This window comes from Micromonospora sp. H61 (assembly GCF_018070325.1).
Taxonomy (GTDB): domain Bacteria; phylum Actinomycetota; class Actinomycetes; order Mycobacteriales; family Micromonosporaceae; genus Micromonospora; species Micromonospora salmantinae.
Genome location: NZ_JAGPXY010000054.1, coordinates 14,454 through 38,048, shown reverse-complemented (window position 1 = coordinate 38,048; position 23,595 = coordinate 14,454). Strand labels below are relative to the sequence as shown.

The 23,595-nt window shown below is 70.1% G+C and carries 22 protein-coding genes and 1 pseudogene; 13 read left to right on the top strand and 10 right to left on the bottom strand.

Annotated features, from left to right (window positions below):
• Positions 1 to 63: 63 nt before the first annotated feature.
• A complete protein-coding gene (locus KBX08_RS23585) occupies positions 64 to 1,317 on the top strand; it encodes an MFS transporter (RefSeq protein ID WP_210785569.1) in 1,254 nt (417 codons plus the stop codon).
• 57 nt (positions 1,318 to 1,374) lie between these two features.
• On the opposite strand, the gene KBX08_RS23580 is transcribed toward KBX08_RS23585, so the two are convergent.
• Positions 1,375 to 2,553, bottom strand: coding sequence for an MFS transporter (locus tag KBX08_RS23580; protein ID WP_210785568.1), 1,179 nt, complete (start codon positions 2,551 to 2,553; stop codon positions 1,375 to 1,377).
• Positions 2,554 to 2,625: 72 nt separating this feature from the next.
• On the opposite strand from KBX08_RS23580, the gene KBX08_RS23575 reads away from it, so the two are divergent.
• On the top strand, positions 2,626 to 3,468 hold the full coding sequence (locus KBX08_RS23575) for a LysR family transcriptional regulator (RefSeq protein WP_210785567.1): 843 nt from the start codon (positions 2,626 to 2,628) through the stop codon (positions 3,466 to 3,468).
• 43 nt (positions 3,469 to 3,511) lie between these two features.
• Here the strand turns inward: KBX08_RS23575 and KBX08_RS34000 are convergent, their stop codons facing one another.
• Positions 3,512 to 3,913: a DUF6069 family protein gene (locus KBX08_RS34000; RefSeq protein WP_247669928.1), complete on the bottom strand. Its 402-nt coding sequence runs from the start codon at positions 3,911 to 3,913 to the stop codon at positions 3,512 to 3,514.
• A gap of 131 nt (positions 3,914 to 4,044) precedes the next feature.
• Between KBX08_RS34000 and KBX08_RS23565 the strand changes: the two genes are divergently transcribed.
• Positions 4,045 to 5,205: a histidine kinase gene (locus KBX08_RS23565; protein ID WP_307850621.1), complete on the top strand. Its 1,161-nt coding sequence runs from the start codon at positions 4,045 to 4,047 to the stop codon at positions 5,203 to 5,205.
• A complete protein-coding gene (locus KBX08_RS23560) occupies positions 5,193 to 5,855 on the top strand; it encodes a response regulator transcription factor (protein WP_210785566.1) in 663 nt (220 codons plus the stop codon). Before KBX08_RS23565 ends, KBX08_RS23560 begins: the two co-directional genes overlap by 13 nt.
• A 13-nt stretch (positions 5,856 to 5,868) precedes the next feature.
• On the opposite strand, the gene KBX08_RS23555 is transcribed toward KBX08_RS23560, so the two are convergent.
• Together KBX08_RS23555 and KBX08_RS34780 are read right to left on the bottom strand one after the other, a co-directional pair.
• Positions 5,869 to 6,339, bottom strand: coding sequence for a VTT domain-containing protein (locus KBX08_RS23555; RefSeq protein ID WP_210785565.1), 471 nt, complete (start codon positions 6,337 to 6,339; stop codon positions 5,869 to 5,871).
• Positions 6,336 to 6,929, bottom strand: coding sequence for a CDP-alcohol phosphatidyltransferase family protein (locus KBX08_RS34780; protein WP_210785564.1), 594 nt, complete (start codon positions 6,927 to 6,929; stop codon positions 6,336 to 6,338). Before KBX08_RS34780 ends, KBX08_RS23555 begins: the two co-directional genes overlap by 4 nt.
• 138 nt (positions 6,930 to 7,067) lie before the next feature.
• Here KBX08_RS34780 and KBX08_RS34775 point away from each other — a divergent pair, with 138 nt between their 5' ends.
• The 5 genes and pseudogenes from KBX08_RS34775 (at position 7,068) to KBX08_RS23525 (ending at position 12,088) form a co-directional block, all read left to right on the top strand.
• Positions 7,068 to 8,174: a sensor histidine kinase gene (locus tag KBX08_RS34775; RefSeq protein ID WP_210785563.1), complete on the top strand. Its 1,107-nt coding sequence runs from the start codon at positions 7,068 to 7,070 to the stop codon at positions 8,172 to 8,174.
• Positions 8,171 to 8,818: a response regulator transcription factor gene (locus KBX08_RS23540; RefSeq protein ID WP_210785562.1), complete on the top strand. Its 648-nt coding sequence runs from the start codon at positions 8,171 to 8,173 to the stop codon at positions 8,816 to 8,818. Before KBX08_RS34775 ends, KBX08_RS23540 begins: the two co-directional genes overlap by 4 nt.
• A gap of 116 nt (positions 8,819 to 8,934) precedes the next feature.
• Positions 8,935 to 9,798 carry a TIGR03620 family F420-dependent LLM class oxidoreductase gene (locus tag KBX08_RS23535; protein WP_210785561.1) on the top strand — a complete coding sequence of 288 codons (864 nt, stop codon included), beginning with the start codon at positions 8,935 to 8,937 and terminating at the stop codon, positions 9,796 to 9,798.
• Positions 9,799 to 9,815: 17 nt separating this feature from the next.
• A pseudogene (locus KBX08_RS23530) lies at positions 9,816 to 10,082 on the top strand (macro domain-containing protein); the annotation flags it as partial.
• A gap of 710 nt (positions 10,083 to 10,792) precedes the next feature.
• On the top strand, positions 10,793 to 12,088 hold the full coding sequence (locus tag KBX08_RS23525) for a GAF domain-containing protein (protein ID WP_210785560.1): 1,296 nt from the start codon (positions 10,793 to 10,795) through the stop codon (positions 12,086 to 12,088).
• 188 nt (positions 12,089 to 12,276) lie between these two features.
• Here the strand turns inward: KBX08_RS23525 and KBX08_RS23520 are convergent, their stop codons facing one another.
• A complete protein-coding gene (locus KBX08_RS23520) occupies positions 12,277 to 13,476 on the bottom strand; it encodes an MFS transporter (protein WP_210785559.1) in 1,200 nt (399 codons plus the stop codon).
• 214 nt (positions 13,477 to 13,690) lie between these two features.
• Here KBX08_RS23520 and KBX08_RS23515 point away from each other — a divergent pair, with 214 nt between their 5' ends.
• Positions 13,691 to 14,638 (top strand): helix-turn-helix transcriptional regulator, encoded by a 948-nt coding sequence (locus KBX08_RS23515; protein WP_210785558.1) that lies wholly within the window; start codon positions 13,691 to 13,693, stop codon positions 14,636 to 14,638.
• An 18-nt stretch (positions 14,639 to 14,656) separates the two neighbouring features.
• On the opposite strand, the gene KBX08_RS23510 is transcribed toward KBX08_RS23515, so the two are convergent.
• Entirely contained in the window at positions 14,657 to 15,499 is an 843-nt protein-coding gene (locus KBX08_RS23510) for a helix-turn-helix transcriptional regulator (RefSeq protein ID WP_210785557.1), read from the bottom strand.
• Positions 15,500 to 15,572: 73 nt separating this feature from the next.
• Positions 15,573 to 16,574: an aldo/keto reductase gene (locus tag KBX08_RS23505; protein ID WP_210785556.1), complete on the bottom strand. Its 1,002-nt coding sequence runs from the start codon at positions 16,572 to 16,574 to the stop codon at positions 15,573 to 15,575.
• Between the two features lie 239 nt (positions 16,575 to 16,813).
• On the opposite strand from KBX08_RS23505, the gene KBX08_RS23500 reads away from it, so the two are divergent.
• Positions 16,814 to 17,200, top strand: a complete 387-nt coding sequence (locus KBX08_RS23500) for a hypothetical protein (protein ID WP_210785555.1) — start codon at positions 16,814 to 16,816, stop codon at positions 17,198 to 17,200.
• A 40-nt stretch (positions 17,201 to 17,240) separates the two neighbouring features.
• On the opposite strand, the gene KBX08_RS23495 is transcribed toward KBX08_RS23500, so the two are convergent.
• A complete protein-coding gene (locus KBX08_RS23495) occupies positions 17,241 to 18,314 on the bottom strand; it encodes an arabinogalactan endo-beta-1,4-galactanase (protein ID WP_372494840.1) in 1,074 nt (357 codons plus the stop codon).
• Between the two features lie 78 nt (positions 18,315 to 18,392).
• Positions 18,393 to 19,583: a cellulose binding domain-containing protein gene (locus KBX08_RS23490; RefSeq protein ID WP_210785554.1), complete on the bottom strand. Its 1,191-nt coding sequence runs from the start codon at positions 19,581 to 19,583 to the stop codon at positions 18,393 to 18,395.
• A 194-nt stretch (positions 19,584 to 19,777) separates the two neighbouring features.
• Between KBX08_RS23490 and KBX08_RS23485 the strand changes: the two genes are divergently transcribed.
• Both KBX08_RS23485 and KBX08_RS23480 read left to right on the top strand, forming a co-directional pair.
• Positions 19,778 to 21,538, top strand: coding sequence for a DUF1996 domain-containing protein (locus KBX08_RS23485; protein ID WP_210785553.1), 1,761 nt, complete (start codon positions 19,778 to 19,780; stop codon positions 21,536 to 21,538).
• Between the two features lie 202 nt (positions 21,539 to 21,740).
• Positions 21,741 to 22,568: an SAM-dependent methyltransferase gene (locus KBX08_RS23480; protein WP_210785552.1), complete on the top strand. Its 828-nt coding sequence runs from the start codon at positions 21,741 to 21,743 to the stop codon at positions 22,566 to 22,568.
• 166 nt (positions 22,569 to 22,734) lie between these two features.
• Here the strand turns inward: KBX08_RS23480 and KBX08_RS23475 are convergent, their stop codons facing one another.
• Positions 22,735 to 23,424, bottom strand: coding sequence for a hypothetical protein (locus tag KBX08_RS23475; protein WP_210785551.1), 690 nt, complete (start codon positions 23,422 to 23,424; stop codon positions 22,735 to 22,737).
• Positions 23,425 to 23,595: the final 171 nt, after the last annotated feature.

The window sequence follows — 23,595 nt, the reverse complement described above, 5'->3', positions numbered from 1 at the left end:
CCCGCGCGCGGAGCGGGAGTCGTGCCCTCCACTACGGTGACCACCTGGAATGGGGGGTGGACCATGGCACCGGAGGTGTCGCCGCGAAGGGCCAGGGCCGTGCTCGTCACGCTCTCCCTCGCCGCGTTCGCGTTCATCACGACCGAGTTGCTGCCCGTCGGTCTGCTGACCCGCATCGCACCCGATCTGGACCGGTCCCGCTCACAGGTGGGCCTGCTGGTCAGTGGGTACGCCGTCGTGGTGGTGCTGGCGTCCGTGCCGCTGACCCGACTGACTCAGCGCGTCCCCCGGCGGCACCTGCTCGGCGTCACGATGCTCCTGTTCGCCGCCGCGAACGCCGCCGCCGCGCTCGCACCGACGTACGCAGTGCTGGCCGGCACCCGCCTGGTGACCGCCCTCGCCCAGGCGCTGTTCTGGTCCGTCGCCACGGCGACAGTGATCGGGCCGTTCCCGGTCGCGGTGCGCGGCCGGGCGGTGGCGCTGTTCGCGACCGGGGCGACGCTCGCCCCGGTGCTCGGCGTACCCCTCGGCACCTGGCTCGGGCAGCAGGCCGGCTGGCGCGCGGCGTTCGCGGTGCTGGCCGGGATCGGTGTGGCGATCGCCGCCGCGGTGCTGCTCCTTCTCCCCTCCTATCCTCCGGCCGCCGGCGGCGCTGCCCGGGGCAGCGCACCGGACGGCCGGCGCTTCGCCGTACTGCTGATCGCCACCGCCCTCGGCATCGGCGGCTTCATGACCCTGCAGACCTACGTGACACCGTTCCTGCTCGACGTCAGCGGCTTCGCCGACGCGGTGCTGGCGCCGCTGCTGTTCGTCTCCGGCGCGGCGGGCGTCGTCGGCACCCTGGTCGCGGCCCGGACGCTGGACACCCGACCGATCGCTTCGCTGCTGACGCCGCTGGGCATCGGCACGGCCTCGCTGCTCGGGCTGTACGTGCTCGGCGCGCTCAAGCCGGGCGTGGTCGCGCTTCTCGCCGGGATCGGCCTCGCGTACGCGGCGTTCGGCTCCGCAGTGCAGAACCGGATGCTGCAACTGGCCCCGGGCAGCACCGACATCGCGTCGGCCGGTGTCAGCACCGCCTTCAACGCCGGCATCGCCGGCGGATCACTGCTCGGCGGTGCCCTCCTGCCCACCTCGGGGGCACGCCCGCTGGCGCTCGCGGGCGGACTGCTGACGCTGGCCGCCCTCACGCTGCTCGCCGTGGACGCACGTCGCGGGCGCGTCGTCGCGCCGGAGCCGACCGTCGCCAGTCCCCCAGCTATACGCCGGTCCGACTCGCCTGCGATCGGGAAGCCTGGCGGCTGTCGCGGACGCGCGTGACCGACGAACCGAGCAGCGCGTGAGCGCGTTCCTACTGTCGATCCACATCACCCGTGTCTACGCGGTGATCGGCGTACTCGTTCCCGCCGTCCGCGCAGGCGAGCGGCGGGACAGCAGGTATCCGGTGCCCGCGGCGGCGAGGCCGGCAAGGCCGGCCGTCGCGAAACCGCCCGCCGGCACGGAGAGGTCGATCGCCACGCCGACGAGCGGGGCTCCGAGCGCGAAACCGGCGCTCTGCGCCGACGATTGCAGACCCGTCACCTCGCCGCGCACACCGGGCGGCGCCAGGCGGCTCACCACGTCGGCCACAGTGCCAAGGGTCGGCGCGGTGAGTAGTCCGCTGCCGACGACGGCCACACACAACCACCGCCAGTCGTGGGCCAGCCCGGCGGGAATCGTCACGAACCCGAGCAGGGCGAGCAGCAGCCAGGTGGGCAGTGGCCGGGTCAGCGCGCCGTAGACCAGCCCGCCGATGACCGACGACACGCCGAACACCACGACGACCACGGCGGCCCAGGACACCTGACCTGCCTCCCGCAGCGTGGCGACGCCGCTGAGCAGCGTCGTCGTCCCGAACGCCATCGTCAGCGCGGCGATCATCCTGGCGTCCAGCCACTGCCGGCGTGGGGGTCGTTCCGCCGCGGCGGCGTCCGTCTCGTCCTGGGCGCGCATCGGTGGGTTGAGCAGGGCGATGCCGACACCGCCGGCCAGGATCGCGGCACCGACCCCCCACGCCACCACGTCGGGGGACACCGTCGCCGCGCCCAGGATCACCACCGCCGGGCCCACGATGTACGACAGCTCGCCCTGCACCGATTCCAGCGCGAACGCGGCCCGGCGCTGCTGCCCCGTCGTCATCGCGGCGATCGCCTGTCTGCTCACCGCCTGGGCCGGCACCATCAACAGGCCCGCCACGAAGCTGGCGACCAGCAGGAACCCGTACGGCAGGACCGGCACGCCCAGCCAGAACACGACCTGCGCGCTGACGGTCACCAGCAGGACGAGGCGCAGGCCCCGTGAGTCGATCATGCGGCCGAGCAGTGGCCCGCCCAGCGCCACTCCGGCGGTCAGGGCCGCCGCGACCCCACCGGCCGCCGCGTAGCTCAGTTCCAGGCCGAGGACGACGAAGAGGGTCAGCGCCATCACATCGGCCGTTATCGCGGTGCGGGCGAGCAACGAGACGCCCAGCAGCGGTGCCATCCCTGGCACGGCGAGCACCTGCCGGTAGCTGGTCACCCGGTTGACGCTAGTTCCGCCCGCCCGCCATAAGAAGAGGCCATTTCGTTGAGGCTGGCATAATGATTGCTTATGACCAGGGACCTGGAGACCGCCCTGCTGCGGTCGTTCGTCGCCGCCGTGCGGGAGGGCAGCATCAGCCGTGCGGCGACGGCGCTCGGGCAGACCCAGCCCGGTCTCAGCCAGCAGCTGCGCAAGCTCGAAAGCGTCGTCGGTCGTCCGCTGCTGCACCGGTCGTCGTCCGGTGTCTCGCCGACCCGGACGGGCGAGGAGCTGCTGCCGTACGCCGAACGCATCCTCTCGCTCTCCGCACAGGCACTCGCCGAAACTGGACGCGCGCTCACCGGCCACTGTGGCGTCGGGTTGCTCGAAGACCTCGCCGCGTCCCACCTTCCGCAGGCCCTCGCCGACCTCGCCCGACTGCATCCCGGCGCGACGCTGGAGGTGCTCAGCTGCTCCAACGCCGCCATGCGGGAGGCCTACGACGCGGGCCGCGTCCAACTCGTGCTCGACGCGGTACCGGACATTCCCGGGCCGCCGCGCTGGACGGTGCACGCCCCGCTGGTCTGGGCGACCGGGCAGGGTGTGGACGTGAGCGCCGATCCGCTGCCGGTGGTGCTCTTCTCCAACCCGTGCTCCTGGCGTACGTCGGTGCTGGACGCGCTGGAGCGTGCCGATCGGCGTTGGCGGGTGGCCTTCGAGAGCAACAGCCTGGTCGGGGTCCTCGCCGCGGTGCGGGCCGGGCTCGGCGTGGCGGCGCTCATGCCCGCGAACCTCGAACCGGTCATGATCTGCCGTGACACGGATGCCCTGCCCGTCCTGCCGGACGTCGAGGTCGGTCTCGCCCGGCACCCACGGACCGAGGGGGATCCGCTGATCGACGCCGTGGAGACGGTGCTCCGTCGCATCGTCTGAGCACCTGGCCCGGAGTCGACGTCTCTGCGCACGGTCAGCGTGCTCATCGGCTCGCCCCTCCCGGACGAGACCGGGGCAGGCCGAGGATGAGGATGACGCCGACGCTCAGGTGCAGCAGCGCGAGGGTCGCCTTCGCTCCCCCACCGACGCCACTCGGCGGCCCGACCACGAGCGACAGCAGCAGGACGGCGACCGCGATCGAGGTCCACCAGACGCGGGAGCGGTTGGTGCGGCGTTCCAGCACCGCGAGCAGCGCCCAGCCGGCCAGTGCCGCGACCGCGGTGGCCACGATGACGGCGGCCACAGTGATCTGCCGGGTCGAGTCCGCGGACCTGACCGCCAGGTCGACGCCGGCCGCCGAGTGCAGGAGCGCGAACTCGACCACCGCCACCATGATCGCGCCGGCCGCCACCGCGGCCCGTCCCAGGAGAAGGTTGTTCGTCATGGTCTGAGTCTGTGGACCGGACCGGGCCGGACGCGTCGGTCCAGGCGCCACGGCGGGTACGCCCGCTGGCGGCCCGGCGTACTACCAAAGGAGGTGGTCCGGCCGGCCGCGAGCCCAGTAGCGTGCGCCGTGTGGATGCGGCGACGTGCGAGGTCAAGCCGCCGCGGACGTGGCGTTCCGTCCCGGTGGTCCTGACGACCGTGGCGATCGGCGTCCTCGTCGCGACCATGCTGTGGTCCGCCACCCGGTCCAGCTCCGCCGGCCTGGTCGGCGTCGACGTCGCGCTGGCGATGGCCGCCCTGGCCCTCGTACCGGTGGTCGTCCGCCGCCCGCAGATCGGTGGCGTGCTGGCTGGCCTGCTCGTCGCGCTGTCTCCGGTGGCCACGCCGGTGGCCAGCTTCGCGGTGCTGTTCATTGCCCGCAACCGACCGTTTCGGCAAGCGGCGGCGGTGGCGGCGGTCGGCGTGGCGGGCGAGGCGGTGCAGGCGTTCTGGCGGCCGGTGCCCAGCCTGCCGTACGGGTGGCGGCTGGTGCTGATGATGATCGCCTACGCGGCCCTGCTCGGCTGGGGCACCTGGGCGCAGGCCCGCAACGCCCTGCTGGCGGCGCTGCGGGACCGGGCCCGACGGGCCGAGCAGGAGCAGGAACGACGGGTCGACGAGGCGCGGGCGGCGGAGCGCAGCCGGATCGCGCGGGAGATGCACGACGTGCTGGCCCACCGGCTGTCCCTGCTGGCGGCGGCTGCCGGCGCGGTGGAGTACCGGCCGGACGCGCCGCCCGAGCGGCTCAGCGCCGCCGCCGGGGTGATCCGGGCCAGCGCACACCACGCCCTCGACGAGCTGCGCGAGGTCATCACCCTGCTGCGCAGCGACGACACCGAGTCGCCGACCGACGCACCACCCGGGCAGACCCTCGCCGACCTGCCGCGCCTGGTCGACGAGGCGCGGGCCGCCGGGCAACAGATCGAGGTCGACGACCCGTTCGGTCCGCCGGTCGAGATCCCCCCGACGGTCGGCCGCACCGCGTACCGGATCGCGCAGGAGGCCCTGACCAACGCCCGCAAGCACGCCGCTGGTCAGCCGGTCCGGCTGGTGCTCGGCGGCGCGCCCGGCGCCGGCCTGAGCATCGCGGTGAGCAACCCGACCACGCCCGACGGCGGTGCCACCGTCAGCGCCGGTACCGGCCTGATCGGCCTCGCCGAACGGGCTGCGCTCACCGGCGGTCGGGTCGCCCACCACGTCGACGCCACGGGCCGGTTCCACCTCACCGCGTGGCTGCCGTGGCCGACGTGACGGGTCCGATCCGGGTCGTCATCGTCGACGACGATCCTCTCGTACGGGGGATGCTCACGCTGATGCTCGACGGTACCGACGGGATCGTGGTGGTGGGCGAGGCCGCCGACGGCGCCACGGCGATCACGGCGGTGGATCGGCACCTGCCCGACGTGGTGCTGATGGACATCAGGATGCCCGGCGTGAACGGCATCACCGCCACCGAGCGCCTGCGCCGCCGCCACCGGCAGCCCGAGATCATCGTGCTCACCACGTTCGACACCGACGAGCACGTGGTGCGCGCCCTCCGAGCCGGCGCGAGCGGCTTCCTGCTCAAGGACACCCCGCCCGAGCAGATCAGCCAGGCGGTCCGCGCGGTGGCGGCCGGCAACCCGATGCTGTCTCCGGGCGTGACGCGCCGCCTCATGCAGCGGGTCGCGTCGGGGGCCGAGTCCTACGAGCGGGCGCACGAGCGGTTGGCAGTGCTCACACCCCGGGAACGCGACGTCGTGCTGGCCATCGCGCAGGGGCGCTCCAACGCCGAGATCGCCAGCGAGCTGCTGATGAGCGTGACGACGGTGAAGGCCCACGTCTCGCACATCCTGACCAAGCTGGATCTCGACAACCGCACCCAGATCGCCCTGCTCGCCCACGACGGTCGACTCCTCTGACCGGGCCCCGGGGTCAGGCCAGCACCACCGGCAGGACCAGCACTGCGAAACGGATCACCCGCCCGGAAAGGCAGGCGACGGCGAACTCCCAGCGTCGAAGGCCCGCGGTGCCGGCGGCGAGGCTGACGACGGCCAACGGTGGAACCCCGACCGCGGCGGAGGCCAGCACTGTCGGTAGGGCGGTGCGGCGGCGGGAGAGCCAGCGTCGGATCGGCTCGGTCCACCGCGCGGCCCGAGCCGCCGCGCGCCCCGGCTTTCCCCGCTTCGCGACCTTCTGGGCCAGTCGCCCCGACCCTCGACGCGCCGACTCGAACAACAGCAACTTGCCGGCGGTCTGCCCCAGCGCCAGGGCGACCACGGCGACGAGAGCATGGCCGCCGCGCTGCCCGGCGACCACGGCGTAGGCCTCGGCGTTGACGATCGGGACGAGCGCCGAAGCGACACCGTAGCCGAGCGCCACCACGGCCTCGGCGAGGCTGCTCATGCCCGGCCGTCCCGTTCGAGCAGCCGGACCACCGCTGCGACCGACCACAGCTTCACCGCGACGACGGCGACGGCGACGCCCAGCGCGAGCAGGTACTGCCCGAACGCGATGGCGCCGATGACGCCGGCGGTGTTGGCGACCTTGGCCAGTGGTGACCAGTTCAACGCCCACACCCGCCGGTCGACCAGGTGGAAGTAGTTGGGGCTGAGCACCGGCCAGCACAGGAACGCCAGCGACAGCATGGTGTCCAGCACCAGGAACGAGAGCAGGAAGACCACTGCCACGACCGCGACGTCCGGCACGAGGGAGACGAGGCCCACGCAGAGTACGGCGGTGCACGCGCGGTCGCTCACGATGTCGAAGACGGCCCCGGCCCGGGTCTCCTGTCCGAGTCGGCGGGCGGCCCAGCCGTCGAGCACGTCACCGATCCAGTAGATACCGTACGATACCGCCATCAATGCCACCGACCCGGAGACGAGGGCCACGATACCGACGGTGACGGCGGCGACCGTGCGAACGGCGGTGATGTAGTTGGGAACCGTACGAAGCGGGCCGACGGTGATGGCGGCGCGGGAGTCAACGAGAGTCACTCCCGCAGAGTCGTCCGGCGAGCGTTTTCGCGGAACGTGCCGCGGTGCCGATCTGGTTGCGAGGGCGGTACCGGGGTGCCGGCCGATCCGGTACCTGGGTACTGGCCGCTCTTCCGGCTGGTCGCGGAGACTGTGCGGGTGACGACTGGAATCCGCGAACGGTTGCGCGACCCCGAGCGAGTGCGCCGGCTCGCGTACGGTGCGGTTGGTTTGATCATCGCCGCCGTGGTCACCACCGTCGAGGACGGCGTGTCCGTGCCGGCGGGCTGGGCGTGGCTGGTGCTGCCGGTCGGCCTCGGAGCCACGGCGCTGCGCCCCCGCTACCGAACCCTGGTCTTCGCGGTCTGCGCAGGGTTCGTGGCGATCGTGAGCACCGGCGAGTCGGTGCAGTTGGGCCTCGCGGCCGCCGGCCTGGTGTTCGTCTCGGTCTGCGAGGATCCGGCCCGACACCCCTGGCTGGGGTGGGTGGGTGGCCTGATCGGCGCGGCCGGCGCCCTCACCACCGCACTGTTCAACGAGCGAGGGGTGTACGAGCAGCCGTTCTTCTTCGTGACGGCCGGCTACCTCCTGGCGATCCTGTTGCGATCGTGGTCACGCGGCCACGCCCTGACCCGGGAGACGGACGACCTGCGCGGCCAGGCCGCCTGGCTCGAACAGCGCACCAACCTGGCCCGCGAGCTGCATGACGTGGTCGGCCACCACGTCACCGCGATGGTGGTGCAGGCCGAGGCGGGGCAGCTCAGTGACGACCCGGGGGCGGCGCTGCGGGCGATCGCGGGCAGTGGCCGCACCGCACTGAGCGAACTCGACACGCTCGTCGTACACCTGCGCGATCCGGACGCGTCGATCGCGGTGAGCGCCCCGCCGCGCCTGTCCGACATCGACGAGCTGCTCGCCCAGCCGCTGCGCCAGCAGGGCGTGACGGTGCGGGTCCAGTTGGACCCCGAGCCGGGCCTGGACGAGATCGGCGTGTTGACCGCCTACCGCATCGCCCAGGAGGCCCTCACCAACATCGCCCGCCACGCGAAAGCCACGGCGGCCTGGGTCGAACTGGCCCGCGTCGGCGACCACGCCCGCCTACGGATCAGCGACGACGGCATCGGGCCGCCCCGCGCACCCACGAGCGGCTCGGGTCTGCTCGGCATCGGGGAACGCGTTGCCGCGCGCGGCGGGAGCTGGGAGCTGAGCCAGCGCCCCGGTGGCGGCACAGTGGTGCAGGCCAACCTGCCGGTGGCGAACAGATGATCCGAGTCGCGATCGCCGACGACCAGGAGCTGGTCCGGGACGGCTTCAGCCTGATCCTGCGATCCCAACCCGACATCCAGGTCGCGGCCGAGGCGGCCGACGGCAGACAGTTCCTCGACGCCGTACGTCGCGACTCGCGCATCGACGTCGCCCTCGTCGACATCCGCATGCCGGTGCTCGACGGCCTGCAGGCCACCCGCGAGCTGGCCACGATCGCGCACGCCCCGGCCGTCATCGTCGTCACCACCTTCGACGACGACGCCTACGTCCTGGACGCCATCGCCGCCGGCGCGCGCGGGTTCCTGCTCAAGCGGTCCAGCGCCCGTGACCTGATCGCCGCGGTGCGCACCGTCGCGGCCGGCGAGGCGGTCCTCTCCGCCGAGGTCACCGGCGCCGTCCTCGACCGGGTCCGCGCGACCGGGCCGGCCACCCGCGTGGAGTTGGCGGCCTACCAGCTGACCGCTCGGGAGACCGACGTGCTCGCCCTGATCGGCGCCGGACTCAACAACAACGAGATCGCCGAACGCCTCTACCTGTCCATGAGCACCGTCAAGACCCACGTGACAAACGTGCTGGCCAAGACCGGCAGCCGCGACCGCGTACGAGCCGCCATCCTGGCGATCCAGGCCGGCCTGACGCCGTGAGTCAGGGATCGGCGCGGGGGGCCACAGACTCTGCCGGCGGCCCTGTCGGCCGGTTCACATCGGGCTGGGAGCGCTAGCTGACGCGGTCAGCGACCGATCGGTCGTAGGGTTGCCGCATGGCACAACGACTCGTCAGCGTATGGCAACCGTTCTTCCTTGCCAGCGAGAGCAAGGGCGCGGCCATCGACGCCGCGACCGAGTTGGAGGATCTCGGCTACTCACGAATCTGGTTCTCCGGTGGTTTCGGCGAGAACGTCGCCCCCCGCTTCCGGGAGATCCTGGACGGGACCACCCGCATCGGGGTCGCGACCGGCATCCTGAGCATCTGGCACTCGTCGCCCCCCGAGGCAGCGGCGTTCGCCAAGGACGCGGAGCAGGCGCACCCCGGCCGGTTCCTGCTCGGTCTCGGCGCCAGCCACGCGGTGGTGGTGGAAAGCGGCGGCACCGACTACCGCAAGCCGTACTCACGGATGGTGCAGTACCTCGACGGCCTCGACGCGGCCGGGCTTCCGCCCGAGCGGCGCATCCTGGCCGCACTGGGCCCGCGGATGCTCGAACTCTCCCGCGACCGCTCGACCGGTGCGCACCCGTACTTCGTCCCTGCCGAGCACACCGCCGAAGCCCGGGCGGCAATCGGACCGGACCGGCTGCTCGCCCCCGAGGTCGCGGTGGTCCTCGACGCGGACGCCACCACCGCGCGCGCCACCGCCCGCCAGTACACGAGCGGGTACCTCGCGCTGCCGAACTACACCAACAACCTGCGGCGATTCGGCTGGACCGACGAGGACTTCGCCGACGGCGGCAGTGACCGCCTCGTCGACGCCCTGATCCCGTGGGGCAGCGTCGAGAAGGTGGTGGCCGGGTTGGAGAAGCACTACCAGGCCGGCGCGGACGAGGTGGCGATCCAGGTGCTCAACGGCGGCGACGACACGACGTTCCCCGCCGACGCGTTCCGCGCCCTCGCCGCAGCCCTGATCTGAATTCCGAAACCCGCGGCACCGTTGGCCCGGTCTGGGAAGGCGGCGGCCACGGCGAGGCCGACCTTCTGGCGTCGTGCTATCGGCGCAGCCTTGAGGTTGCCGACGAGATTGGCGCTCGCAGCGTCGCCTTCCCCGCCATCGCCACTGGCGTCTACGGATTTCCGAGCGACCAGGCAGCGAAGATCGCAATCTCGACCATCAGAGCAACGCCGGCAAAGGTTGAGCGTGTTCGCCTGGTCGCCTTCGACGACGCCACGTGCGAACTGCTGACTGCGGCGCTTTAGGGTTGATTGTCGGCCGTCGCAGGAACCGCGCGTGCCGTCGAGGCTTTGTCTGGCCTCGGACCATCGTCGTCCCCTCTGGCATACTTCCCGGCCTGACCGCACAGCGAAGGGACCGTGCCGCGTAGGCGACCTGGGGCGCTACGCGCCGCCAAACCCAATCGTCGACAGGTGCACGAATCCCGTGCACACTTTCACGGCATTCCGGCAAGGCCGTCGCCGACGTCGTTCGGCTGGAGCGCCACAACAACCGCTTGCATCCCGGTGATGTCGGCCGCGCACTTCGGGGCTGGACCGACAAGGTACGAGGCCCTGCCCGTGACCTGCTGGACGATTGCCCCTGCGGTTGCACCTCGGACTATCGGGAGGTGCTGGACATCGCCCTGCGATCGCTGACCGGAAAAACAGCGCGGGAGCTGCGGCGGGTCGTCGGTGCGGCCGATGATCTGTTCCTCAGTCGAACCCTGCCCAAACCCCTGGGCCGATCCCGGCGACCCCTGGTGGAAGCAGCGGATCTGACCCCCCCGGGCGACGCGCTGTTCGGGCGACAGGTTGCGGTGCGTGGTTGGTGGGTAGGACCTGAATGTCGGGCAGATGGGTACGCTGCACCGGCGGTGGCCCCAACCAACTCCGCCGCACCGCAGCCACCCGCACTTAAGGGTGGCGCCGTCGGTCGTTGCCCGTATCCGCAGACGAGAGGCGAGACCCACACCATGACCGCCGTACCAGACCAACGGTCTACTGCTGTTGCGGGTTCGGCGGATGCCGAGCAGGCAGCGGAGGAGGACCTGCGGGCGTTGTTCGGGCAGTCCATCGCCGTCTTCGCGTCTCTGGCGGGGCCGTCGCATCTGGTGGAGACGGCTAACCCGGCGTTCTTCGCCACCATCGGCGAAGAACGGGCCCGGGTCGGGATGGCGATCGCCGAGCTGATGCCCGAACTGGCCGGTCAGGGATTCATCGCGCTCCTGGACCAGGTCTTCCGCACGGGTGAGCCGTACACCGGCCGTGACGTCCGGGTCTTGCTGGGCAGCGGCCCGCAGGCCCGGGAGGCGTTCTTCGACTTCACCTACGAGCCGCGTCGGGACGCCGACGGCACCGTGCCCGGGATCCGTGTGCTCGGCGTGGAGACCACGCAGGTCAAGCATGCCCAACGGCTGATGGCCGAACATCGTGCCCTGCTGGAGCAGATCGCCCGTCAGGCACCCCTGACCGAGGTGCTCGACGGGATGGCCCGCTGTATCGAGAACCTCGCACCGCAGGAGGTGCTCGTCTCCGTCCTGCTCGCCGATTCCGACGCCCGGCACCTGCGCCACGGCGCCGCGCCGAGCCTGCCCGACTTCTACAACAAGGCCATCGACGGCATCGCGACCGGCGAAGGTGTCGGCTCGTGCGGCACCGCCGCCCACCGGCGGGAACCAGTCATCGTCACCGACATCGCCACCGATCCGTTCTGGGACGACTTCCGGGACCTGGCCGACCAGGCCGGACTGGCGGCCTGCTGGTCCACGCCGATCCTGGCTCGCGACGGCGGCCTGTTGGGCACCTTCGCGATGTATCACCGCACCCCGCGCGTCCCGCAGGACACCGACCTCGCCCTCACCCGGCTCTTCGCCGGCACCGCAGCCCTGGCCATCGAACGCCACCACATCGAGCAGGCGAAACTCGCCGCCGAGGCACGCGCCAAGTCGGCCAATGACGAGCTGGCCAAGGTGCTGCGCGTGGAGCGGGAACTGCGCGCCGAGGCCGAGCAGCGCGCCACCGCCGCCGCTGAACTCGCCACCCAGATGCGTGCCGCCGCGGCCGCGCAGGCCGCCACGCCGCACCCCGAGCACTGCCAGCTCGGCGGCGCCGCCGGGTGCACCGCGCCAGCCGAGGTCAAGATCGCCGATTCGTGGGGTGACGCGGCGTGGGGCTGCCCCGCCCACGTCGAGGAAGCCATCCTCAACGTGCGGTCGGTGTTCATCGCCAGCGAGGAACTCGGTGGCCTGGCCGCCTACCTCAACCGCTGATGGTTCCCGATGCCGCGCTCGGCTTCGGTTACAAGCTTGAGTGGCTCGCCATACGTGACCGGGATGCCGAGGCCGTCGCGGCCGCGCTGAACCTCAGCCGTCCCACTCCCGCCAACTGGCGTGACGCGGTCACGGCTGCGTATGACGACCAAGAGCTTCGCTCCCGAAGCGACCGCTGCCGCCCGGCTTCAGCCGTTCCTGGGGAACGCGTACTTGGCGCTGCCGATGACAGTTGCGGCCGCGACGATCAGGAGGATGAGTGCCGCCCAGGTGATCGAGGCGGTGCCCAGGCCGGCGAGCAGGAGGCCACCGATGAGACCCCCGGTCGCGATAGAAGCCGAGAAGACCGTGATGGTGATCGACTGAGCGACGTTCGCAGCTTCTCCGGCGGCGTTGATCGTGGCGCCCACGAACAGGCTCGGGGAACTACCGAACGCGAAGCCCCATGCGGCGACGGCGACGTAGACCAGCGCCGGTGCGTCCGCGACGACGCCCAGGACGAGCACGCTGGCCCCGAAGAGCAGGGTGCTGCTCACGGCAAGCCTGCGCAGGTGTCGGTCGATGTGGGTTCCGACCACGAGAACGCTGAGCACGGAGGTGACTCCGAAGGCGAACAGCACCCAGCCGGTCTGGTCGGCCATCCCCAGCTGAAGCAGGAGGTCGGTGATGTACGTGTAGAGAAGATTGTGAGCGATCATGTACGTGGCCAGCGCGAACAGAATGGGCCGCAGCCCGGGCACGACCAGTACCTGCGAGATCCTGAAGCGGGCGTCTACCGGTTGTCCGGGCAGGTTCGGGACGGCCACCAGGACCCAGGCCATGGTCATGACGGTCACGGCAGCAGCGGCGTAGAAGGCGAGTTGCCAGCCCCCGAGGCTGCTGAGCCAGGTTCCCAGCGGGACGCCCAAGGCCAGCCCGATCGGGGTTCCGGCGAGGGCGATGGCGATGGCTCGGCCTTGTCGTCCCTCTGGCGCGATTTGGGCGGCGTAGCCACCGAGAAGTGGCCAGATGAGTCCGGTTCCCAGCCCGGCGACGAAGCGCAGCACCATCGTCAGCGTGTAGTTCTCGGACAGCGCGGTGAGCGCGTTGGTGACGGCGACCACGACCAAGGCAAGTTGCAGGACATGCTTGCGCGACCAGCTGGCCGTCGCCCACGCGAGAGGGATGGCGCCGAGCGCTGTGGCGAGCGCGTAGATCGTGACCGTCTGGCCCGTGAGCGAGACGCTCGTGTTCAGAGTGCGGCTCATTTCCGGCAGGAGGCCCGCCGGAAGGCATTCGGTGAGGATGCTGATAAAGCCGGCCAGGAAAAGGCCGAACAATGCCATTCCCGGAAGGCGGCCCGGCCGCGCGGTCGTCGGGCTCAGGTCTTTGAATGCGGTGATGGTCATGGTGCTCTTTCGAAAATAGGGCGGCGAGGCCGTCCGGGCGGATTGATGACGGAAAGCCAGCGTGCACCGGATGGGCTTGCAAGCTGTTTCTTCAGGTCACATCGAGCGTGCTTCAAGGGCGCGGCGCTAGCCAGCCACCTGCTTGGCCTACGTCTCGTGTGGCTACCACTGGCAGGGACAGGTTGAGGTGCGAACTGCGTGGAATAATCGAGATATGGCAGCTCGCCACGTCACTCACACCGATTTCTCAGCCACTTCGGGCACGGATACCGAACCGAAGCCGCAGCAAGGGCTCGACCCCCGCGCGGAGCTGAGCGAGTTTCTGCGCACCCGCAGGGCCCGCCGCAAACCGGCCGATGTTGGGCTGACCGACTACAGCCGACGGCGTCGCGTCCCCGGTCTGCGCCGGGAAGAACTCGCGCAACTCGCGGGGGTCTCCGCGGCGTACTACACGCGATTCGAGCAGGGCAACGCCCGCAATGTCTCGCGTGAGGTGCTGGACGCGATCTCCCGCGTACTCGACCTCTCCGAAGCCGAGCACGCCCATCTGGTGCGCCTGGCCCAGCCCAAGCGGCATCAGCGCCGACCCAGGCCGCCACACCAACAGGTACGGGCCGAGATACGAGAACTGCTCGCCGCGTTGGAAGGCGTGCCAGCGTACGTATGGGGGCCCCGCACTGATGTGCTGGCCTGGAACCAGACCGCCTCCGCCCTCTTCGGTGACTGGGCAGCCCGTACCTCATCGGACCGGAACTGGGCCAGGATCGCTTTCCTCGACCCGGCGTCCCGAAAGTTGTTTCCTGACTGGGAAGCCAAGGCGTACGACGTGGTGGGACAACTACGGCTGGGCGCCGGCCGACATGCCGACGACCCGTCGCTGGCGTCCCTGATCGGCGAACTGTCGTTGAAGAGCGAGGACTTCCGCAGACTGTGGGCCACCCACGATGTCAAGAAGAAGACGCACGGCGTCATACGCCTGTCACATCCGCTCGTGGGTGAGCTGACAGTGCGCTACGAGACACTCGCGCTCCCCGGTGATCCGGAGCAAATGCTGAGCACCTACCACGCCGAGCCCGGGTCGCGATCGGAGGAGGCGCTGCGACTGCTGGCCAGTTGGGGACCAGACGCCGCCCAGGAGCGGCCCACCGCGCCATCGCGGTGACGGAATCGGCGTAGCGATTCAGGAACTGTCGAAGGATTGTTCGCCGAGGGCGCGCAGAAAGTCGAAGTTGTCGGCGGTGGCCGTGCCGGGTTGAGGCCGGAAGATGACCAGGCGCTGACCCGTGGTGGTGCTGAGAACGAAGTCGCACTGTACGTCCAGCCGTCCGGCTTGCGGATGGACGAGGATTTTGCGGGTGGTCTGTAGCGGGGCGACCTGCATGTCGGACCAGTACTGGGCAAATTCCGGGCTGACAGTGGTGAGATCGGCGATCAGTTGTTCGGATACGGGGTCGTGGCCGCTGCGGGCGGCGGCTGCGCGTAGGTCGGCGACGTATGCGCGGCCGATCGCCTCGTGCTCCTCCGGCACGTTGAGCGCGCGGGATTCGGGGTGGGTGAACCAGCGCCAGGTCACGTTCGACTGCTGGTCGCCACCGTCGGTCCAGGAGCCCAACAGCGCGCGGCTGAGGGCGTTCTGGGCGAGGACGGTGGTCCGGTCGTCGATGACGTGTGCTGGCACCGTGGTGAGTGCGTCGAGGAGGAACATCATCGCGGGGTCGACGTACCCGCTGACGCTGGAGGTCGTCGGCGCGGGATGTCCGGCGAGGCGGTAGAGGTAGTCCCGTTCGTCGACGGAGAGCCGCAACGCCCGGGCCAGGCTGCCGAGTAGAGCCTGCGAGGGGTTGGTGTTGCGCGACTGCTCGAGTCGTTCGTAGTAGTCGACTGACACATTTGCCAGGAGTGCGACTTCCTCACGGCGTAGGCCGGGGGTGCGGCGCCGCCCGCGTGGTGGGAGCCCGACGTCAGCCGGGCGGAGTGCCTGCCGGCGAGCCCGCAGGAAGTCGCCGAGTTCGGTTCGCGCCACGAACTGCCCTTTCCGGATCGCGGTGCCACCAGCGCTGCTGGAGGCACCGCGAAGATCCCGTCGATGTCGGAAGCTACTCCTGGATCGCGGCCATGGCCGGTCCGGCGTAGCGCTCCCCGGCGGCGGCACCGACCGGAGCGGCGGCGCTGAGTTCATCGAGCAAGCCGGCATCAATCCTGAGCTGCGCGGCGGCGACGTTCTCCTCCAGATACGTCCGACGCTTGGTGCCGGGGATTGCGGTGACGTGGTCACCTTGCGCCAGCACCCAGGCCAACGCGAGCTGGCCGGGCGTGACACCCGCCTGTTCCGCGATGGCGCGGATCCGGTCCACCAGGAGCAGGTTCTGCCGGAGGTTCTCCTCGGCGAACCGCGGCCAGGTACGACGCCAGTCGTTCTCGGGCAGGTCTTCCAGACCACGAACCGAGCCGGTCAGGAAACCACGGCCCAACGGCGCGTACGCCACGAACCCGATGCCCAGGTCTCGCACTGTGTCGAGCACACCATTGGTCTCCACATTTCGGGTGAACAACGAGTACTCGGTCTGCACCGCCGACAGTGGCGCGGTGGCATGCGCGGCGCGAATGCTCTCCGGCGACGCCTCGCTGATCCCGAGGTACCGGATCTTGCCTTCGGTGACGAGTTCGCCGAGCGCGCCGAAGGTCTCCTCGACCGGTACGTTCGGGTCGACCCGGTGCTGGAAGTACAGGTCGATGTAGTCGGTGCCGAGCCGGCGCAACGATCCGTCGAGCGACTTGCGCACGTAGTCAGGTTGCCCGTTGGCGCCGCCGATGATGCGGCCGGCATCGTCGAACGTCACACCGCCGAACTTGGTCGCGATGAGGGCCTGGTGGCGACGCCCTCTCAGCGCCCGGCCGAGCAGTTCCTCCCCGGTGAGCGGGCCGTACATGTCCGCGGTGTCGAACAGGGTCACGCCCAGTTCGAGTGCGCGGTGAACGGTGGCGGCGGACTCGGCGTCGTCCGGGGTGCCGTACATCGCGGTCATGCCCATGGTGCCGAGTCCCTCGACCGAGGCCACCAGCCCTTGACCACCGATCGCGTGCTTCTGCAAGATCATGTTGGTTTCTCTTCCTTGATGCCACGAGCGTCTTCCGAACGCTCGTCACCAGCCTGCGACAGATCGGCGCCGTTATCGGCGTTCTGCCCATCCCCGGCCCGACAGGGCGACGATCCGACGCAGGCCCGGGGCTGATCGGCGGCGACACCTTGATCAGCGCTCCTATTGCTTGACCCTTCAAATTTCCACCGGTAGCCTTTTGGCATTCATCCATGGCTATCGATGCAAGTAGGTGAATCGTGCTGTTAAAATCCATCGCCCTCGCCGCGTCCGTCGCCAGCGTGCTGGCCACCGCCCCCGCCGCTTCGGCGGCAAGCTCCCAAGCATCGAACGAAGCCTGGCTGCCCGGGAACTGTCCGCAGGGCACGTTCTGCATCTGGCCCAACTGGGATCACCCGGCAGAGGGCCCGACCGCGACTCCGTCTCTGGTGACCACTACCGAGTGGTCCGGCAACGTCCCGGCCTTCAACTTCTACAACCGCACCTCCCGCAACGCCGAGATCACCTGGTCCTACAACTACCTCGGGACGCAGCTTTCCGGCGCGATCTGCGCTCGCCCGGGCGGCGGGGACCTGTATGTGCCCATGTTCGCGACGAAGGTGAGTTGGCAGCCGCGCACCTGCTGAGCCTTTCCCGCCGCCTGGTCGTGAAGTGTTCGGCAGTGGGTCAGGGCGTCCACCGTACGCCCGGGTTCACCCGCCCTGACCAGTCGAAGACGGCCATGTTGTCCCACTGGTTTCCGGTGCCGTTGATGTTGGCCGGATCCCAGCCGTTGCCGCGGACGGCGTACCAGGTCGGTTCCCAGTAGAAGACGCCGATGGCGCCAGCGTTGCGGGCGGTGTTCTGCACCCAGTCGAACTCCTGGGCCTGCCCGGACCAGGTCGCGCTGATGCCGTCACAGGTCGCGTCGCCGATGGCGTTCGGCTCGCTGTCCGCGTTGTTCCGGGTGAAGGGGTACGCGGTCTCCACGATCACCACCGGCTTGCCGTAGCGCCCGCGCAGATCGACGATGTTGTTGTAGAGGTTCGCCAGGGTGCCGTGCCACATGCAGTAGTACGACTGGGCGGTGATGTCCCACTGCACACCCTGGGCGCGGATGCCGTCGTAGAACCATCGGGCGTTGGCGTTGCTGTCGGCGTTTGCGGTATGGATCATCACGGGGATGCCGCTGCCGCACGCCTTGGTCGCGTTGTAGCCCTGCTTCAGCAGGCCGGCCAGCGGGACGAAGTCGTTGTTGACGACCTTGCCCTCGTTCCACAGCATCCCGACGTTGATCTCGTTGCCGATCTGCACACTGTCCGGTGGGGTGCCCTGCCCCCGCAGGCTGGCGCAGACGTCGTAGGTGAAGGTGTAGACGTCGGTGCGCAGTTGGCTCAGGCTGTGGCCGGCCCAGGCTGCCGGCTTGTACTGCTTGCCAGGGTCGGCCCAGGTGTCGGAGTAGTGGAAGTCGATGAGCACCTTGAGGCCCTTCGCCCTGGCCGCCCTCGCCTGGCCCAACACCGCGTTCTTGTTGTTGTAGCCGCTGATCGGGTTGTTCCAGACGCGCAGCCGGACGTAGTTGACGCCGACGGACCTCAAGATGTCCAGTGGGTCGCGGGCGACCCCGCCGGCGTCGTGGTACCTGGCGCCGAGATCCAGGCTGCGCTGCAACGAGGAGACGTCGGCACCCCGCATGGTGAGCGTGTTCGCGGCGGAGACGGGCGCGGGCGCACCGGCGAGCGTGGTGGCGACGGTGAGGATGCCGGCCGTAACCGCCCCGAGCAGGGCCCTGGCGCGGCGGTGGTGGGGCACAACCGTATGGGTAATCACGAGGCTCCTTCAGCCCGCCGTGCAGGGGGCGCCGTTCAGCGAGAAGCCGGTCGGCGGCGCGTCGCTGACACTCCACCGCCCCTGGACGCCGAAGGTCGCCGAGCCGTTCGGCGCGAGGACGCGGTTCCAGTCGACGTCACGAGCGGTCACTGTGGTCCCGGTCTGGCCGATCGTGGCGTTCCACCCCGAGGTCACCTGCTGGTCTCCCGGGAAGTTGAAGGTGACGGCCCAGCCGTCGATCGGTGCCGCCCCGGCGTTGTGGACCGTCGCCGTGGCCACGAAACCGCCCTGCCACTCGGACTGGTTCCGGTAGGTCACCCGGCAGGTCGAGGGCGGCGGGGGCGTCGGAGTCGTCGTCGTGGGCAGAGTGACGGTGTTCGACGCGATCGACACGTTGCCCACCGCGTCCCGGGCCCGCACGTAGTACAGGTTCCGCAGCGGCGTCGACGCAGGCAGCGGCGTCGTGTACGTCGTACCCGGCACGGTGGCGACGAATTGCGAGGTGAACCAGCCGTCGAACCGGTAGACGTTGTACCCGAGCACGCCGACGTCGTCCGTCGACGGCGACCAGGACAACGTGCCGGTCGAGGCGGTCACCTCGCCGACGGTCAGGTTCTGCGGCGCGGTCGGCGGGGTGGTGTCCGGGCCGGTGTCCGTCACCGGTGTGACCACTGTCAGCGCGTCCGACCAGTTCGAGCGTTGCCCGAGGCTGTCCCGGGCGATCAATCGGAACGTGTACTGCTGGCCCGCCCCAAGCTGGCCGGTGATCGTGGTGCTGGTGACGGCCCCGACGCTGGCGCTGAAGACGATGTCGCCGAACTCCTGGTAGTACGTGATGTCGTACCCGGTGATGGCGCAGCAGCCGGGCGCGGCGGCCGTCCAGGTGAGGGTGACCGACGCGCTCCGGACCTCGCTGGCGGTCAGGTTCGTGGGCGCACTCGGCAGGGCGGGCGAGGTGCTCGGCGTACCGGACGGCGTCGGCGACGTTGGCGGCGCGGTTCCGGCCGGCGCTGCGACGGACCCCGCGGCCCCACCGGGTGCCGGGGCGACCCGCGGGTACGCGGCGGGCGTCACGGTGCCGGCGTCGGCCGCCGGTGCGGCGCTCAGAGCGGTGCCGAGCACCGCCGTCGACAGCACGACGGCGGCCAGCAGGCCCGGCCGCAGACGGCGGAACAGCGAGGACGAGCGAACGCCAGTCATACCTCGACGATGCAGCAAGAGATCGATGATCGCCAACGTGTCTCACGCCTCGGCCGGTGATCGGCGCGGCTCATGCCCGACTTCTTACCGAACCATGACGTGCCCGGTGACCGCTGACCGTTGACCGCCCGTTGGCCCGTACCGAGGGGAGACAGCACATCACCGGAGCCCTTTCCGGCTTTGAGGAGATTCCGATGAACCGCAGAAAGAACGGGACCGCACTGGTCCAGACCCGGCCGGCCCGAATCGCCATGGCCGCGCTCGTGCTGGCGGCCACCGGCGCGCTCACCGCCACCTTCGTCTCCAGTGGCGGCAAGGGCACCGCGGATGCCGCCACCAGCCTGGACCAGTTCGTGTCGATCGAGAACGTGCCGCCGAACGTGCGGAACCCGAGGCCGGCCGCCGGTGCGTCGACCGGCCGGTTCACCGTCGACTGCGGCACGAACGGCAACGGCAAGTTCAGCCCGGACAACCCGGTGGCCCAGCCCGGCATCCGCAACGGCGCCGAACACGTCCACGACTTCGTCGGCAACCTGGCCATCACCGCGAACTCCTCCGACGCCGATCTGGACGCCTCCGGCACCACCTGCCGCAACGGCGACAAGTCGTCCTACTTCTGGCCGGTGGTGCGAATCGACAAGACCGTTCGCAGCGGCAAGGGCGTCCAGCAGGCCCTCGCCCAGACCCAGCCGATGGTCGTCTGCCCCTCGGTCGGCAAACGGCTGCGGGCCGTCCCCACCGGGGCCCGCAGCACCGTCGACCGACTGCTGGCCGAGCTGGATCGCCAGCAGGCCGCCGCGAACCAGCGGATGACCGGCAGCCGGGGCCGCATCGACGCCGCCTTCAACCGGGAGGTCATCGACTCGCTGCGGGCCCGACGTGCCGCGATGATCAGGCAGATCAGCACCACGATCACTACCGCCGGCGGTAACCAGCCTGGCCTGGTCTCGCTTGTCGACTGTGATGTCAGCTACGACGACATGCACGCCCGGATGCCCGGCAGCGCCCACCGTTCGAGTGTGAAGGCGGCCCAGGCCGCGAATCCGCGGATCCAGTGCCCCGCCGTGCGGGACAGGGTGCCCGGCGTACCCGATCGGGCGCTCGCCGAGGTGAACCGCAACCTCGACGAACTCGACCGGCAGATCTCCGAAGCCAACGAACGCCTCGTCACCAGCCGTGGCCAGGGCGGCCCGGCCTTCGTCGACAACGCCATCCTCGGACCGCTACGCGCCAAGCGGGTCGCCGTGCTCGACCGGATCGCCACCGCGATCGGGCGGCAGGCCCCCCGCCCGCAGGGTCTCGAAGCGCTCGCCGGCTGCACACTGGACCAGGCCCCCAGCACCCCGGCGGCACCAAGCAGCGCACCCACCAGCGCCGCCGCACTGCCCGACCCGCAGGGGCCCAACTTTGAGCTGCCCGGCAACACCGGCGGCATCGTCCGCCCGGCGCAGGTGCTGATCGAATACCGCGGCAACCCCGTCAGCAAAGTGGTGCCGATGCCGAAGTTCCTGCGGGCCCTCACCGGTGACGCCAAGCCCACCAGCCGTGGCCCGGCCAACGCCCGTGCCACCTGGACCTGCTCGGGCTTCACCGACCGGCTCTCCGACAAGTACCCGATCTGCCCCGCCGGCAGCCAGGTGCAGCGCGTCCACGACTTCCCCGGCTGCTGGGACGGCAGGAACGTCGACAGCGACAACCACCGCAACCACGTCGCGTTCGCCGACAAGGCCACCGGCGGCTGCCCACAGGGCTTCCGGGCGATCCCGCAACTGCGGATCACAGTGGCCTACGACATCCCCCGCGACGTGCAGGTCAAAGGCCAGTACGCCCTCGACTCCTTCCCCGAGGAGAACCACAACCCCTTCTCCGACCACAACGACTTCGTCAACGTCAACTCCGCCCAGACGATGCAACGCATCGCCACCTGCATCAACAAGGGCAAGAACTGCTCCTGACGCCGGGGCCGCGTCGCTCGGGCGGGACGGGTCGCGGCCGGCTACCGGCCGCGACCCGGTGTGTCGCCATTACCGAGGGGACGATTCACTGGGAGCGATACCAGTGGGGCAAAATTCGATCCTCCCGATCGTTACACTCGCCGGAACACCGGCACCGCCGCAGACCTCGACCTGCGCCAATCCCCATCGAATGGAGACGCCTGTGACCCGCGACAAGGCGGCACCCCCCGGTATCGACCCCAACATTCCCAGCGTGGCCCGGGTCTATGACTTCTTCCTGGGCGGCAAGGACAACTTCGAGGTCGACCGGAAGGTTGCCGAGCACGCCCTGCGGATCACACCGGACGGGCCGGCAGCCGGCCAGGCGAACCGGGCCTTCCTGCGTCGAGTGATTCGCTTCCTCGTCAGCGAGGCGGGCATCGACCAGTTCCTCGACATCGGTTCGGGGCTGCCCACCCAGGGCAACGTGCACGAGGTCGCCACCGAGCAGAACCCAAAGGCTCAGGTGGTCTATGTGGACAATGACCCGATCGTCCTGACGCACGGGCGGGCCCTGCTCGCCGCGGAGGGCACCGCGACGGTGATCCAGGCGGACATCCGGGAGCCGGAGGCGATCCTCAACCACCCGGACGTACGCCGGTTCCTCGACTTCGACCGGCCGATCGGCTTGCTGCTCTTCGCGATCCTGCACCACCTCGGCGACGACGAGGACCCGAAGGCGGTGGCGGCCGCGTTGATCGACGCGCTGCCCTCCGGCAGCTACGTGGCGATCTCGCACTTCCGCGACCCGGGCGAGCGAGACCCGGAGGGCTCCCGCAAGGCCCGCGAGGTCGAGCGGGTCTTCAACGAGTCGCTGGGCACCGGCCGCTGGCGTACCGACGAGGAGATCCTCTCGTTCGCCGATGGCCTGACGGTGTTGGAGCCGGGGCTGGTGCCGCTGGCCGAGTGGCGCCCAGAGCCGGACGCACCGGCTACGGTGCAGACCGACACCTATCACACCTTTGTCGGGCTCCTCGCCCGCAAACCATAGGCGGCGTCTTGCGTTGAGGTCCGTCGGCGGGCGCGCGCCCGCCGACGGACGCGCCGCGTCGGGATCTGACCGTCCAGCCGCCCTCCTCAGCCTGGCGGCAGGAAGATGGCCCCGGCGCCAAGCGCCAGGGCCAGGCATCCCGATCCATCATCGCGGAGGCTGGACATCAGCTCCCGGAGTCCGGGAAGAGGTACAGGTCGAACCGCATCCCCTGGTTGTCAAGCTCCACCTGCTGGCTGCCGTAAAGGCTGGGCGGGCCAGCGTAGGTGCCGATGAGGTTGTACAGACCTGGGTCGACAACGAACTGGAAGGCACCATCGGGGCCAGTCACGACCTCGATCCCGGCCGGCTCCAGCCGAATTGTCGCCCCCTCCAACGGCAGCCAGGTGGTTGTGTCGAACGCTTGGCCCTGGAGGCTCCAGATGGCAGACACCGTGAAGCTTCCCTGCGTCATGGGGCTCAGCCGGCCGCGGCGGTCGACCGCCACCGCGTACACCGGTCGCTCACCCGTCACGCTGCCTACGTCGATCGTCACACTGGCCGTGCCGTCCGAGGCCGCTTGAACCTCGCCGTCCAGATGCGTGTTGTCGACGCTGTAGCGGAACTTGGTCACCCGAGTGTCGCCGTTCGCGGCGAACGTGATGGCAATCTGGCCACCTTCGGCGGCGCTGTCGCCGCCCGGGAAGCTGATTGCCGGCTGAAGAGGCGCCTTCGTCCCGGAGGGCCCTCGGACGGCCGCCGACGCAGGCGGTGCCACCAGCATCGAACCGGCGGCCAGTGCCAGCGACGCGGCCAATGCGGCAACACCACGGCGAGTGAGACGGGTGCGCGCATCCAACGTTGATCCGACGAACATTGCGGCCCCCGTATCATCAGTACGTCACAGCGCGCTCACCGTAGCCAGCAAGATGATCTACGTCAACATCTTTCAATGCCTCGCGAATGGACTGTCGTGCGGCATGCCGCTGCCAGTCTCGCGGGCTGATGAAACGTCGCTTCGGTGACCGGGCCACCTTCGTGGTGGAGG

Excerpts from the sequence above, each read along its gene's own strand:
- KBX08_RS34000 (WP_247669928.1), bottom strand. The coding sequence starts at position 3,913 with ATGACGAACAACCTTCTCCTGGGACGGGCCGCGGTGGCGGCCGGCGCG.
- KBX08_RS23525 (WP_210785560.1), top strand. The coding sequence starts at position 10,793 with ATGACCGCCGTACCAGACCAACGGTCTACTGCTGTTGCGGGTTCGGCG.
- KBX08_RS23505 (WP_210785556.1), bottom strand. The coding sequence starts at position 16,574 with ATGATCTTGCAGAAGCACGCGATCGGTGGTCAAGGGCTGGTGGCCTCG.
- KBX08_RS23535 (WP_210785561.1), top strand. The coding sequence starts at position 8,935 with ATGGCACAACGACTCGTCAGCGTATGGCAACCGTTCTTCCTTGCCAGC.
- KBX08_RS23485 (WP_210785553.1), top strand. The coding sequence starts at position 19,778 with ATGAACCGCAGAAAGAACGGGACCGCACTGGTCCAGACCCGGCCGGCC.
- KBX08_RS23555 (WP_210785565.1), bottom strand. The coding sequence starts at position 6,339 with ATGAGCAGCCTCGCCGAGGCCGTGGTGGCGCTCGGCTACGGTGTCGCT.
- KBX08_RS23490 (WP_210785554.1), bottom strand. The coding sequence starts at position 19,583 with ATGACTGGCGTTCGCTCGTCCTCGCTGTTCCGCCGTCTGCGGCCGGGC.
- KBX08_RS23475 (WP_210785551.1), bottom strand. The coding sequence starts at position 23,424 with ATGTTCGTCGGATCAACGTTGGATGCGCGCACCCGTCTCACTCGCCGT.
- KBX08_RS23540 (WP_210785562.1), top strand. The coding sequence starts at position 8,171 with ATGATCCGAGTCGCGATCGCCGACGACCAGGAGCTGGTCCGGGACGGC.
- KBX08_RS23585 (WP_210785569.1), top strand. The coding sequence starts at position 64 with ATGGCACCGGAGGTGTCGCCGCGAAGGGCCAGGGCCGTGCTCGTCACG.
- KBX08_RS23515 (WP_210785558.1), top strand. The coding sequence starts at position 13,691 with ATGGCAGCTCGCCACGTCACTCACACCGATTTCTCAGCCACTTCGGGC.
- KBX08_RS23520 (WP_210785559.1), bottom strand. The coding sequence starts at position 13,476 with ATGACCATCACCGCATTCAAAGACCTGAGCCCGACGACCGCGCGGCCG.
- KBX08_RS23575 (WP_210785567.1), top strand. The coding sequence starts at position 2,626 with ATGACCAGGGACCTGGAGACCGCCCTGCTGCGGTCGTTCGTCGCCGCC.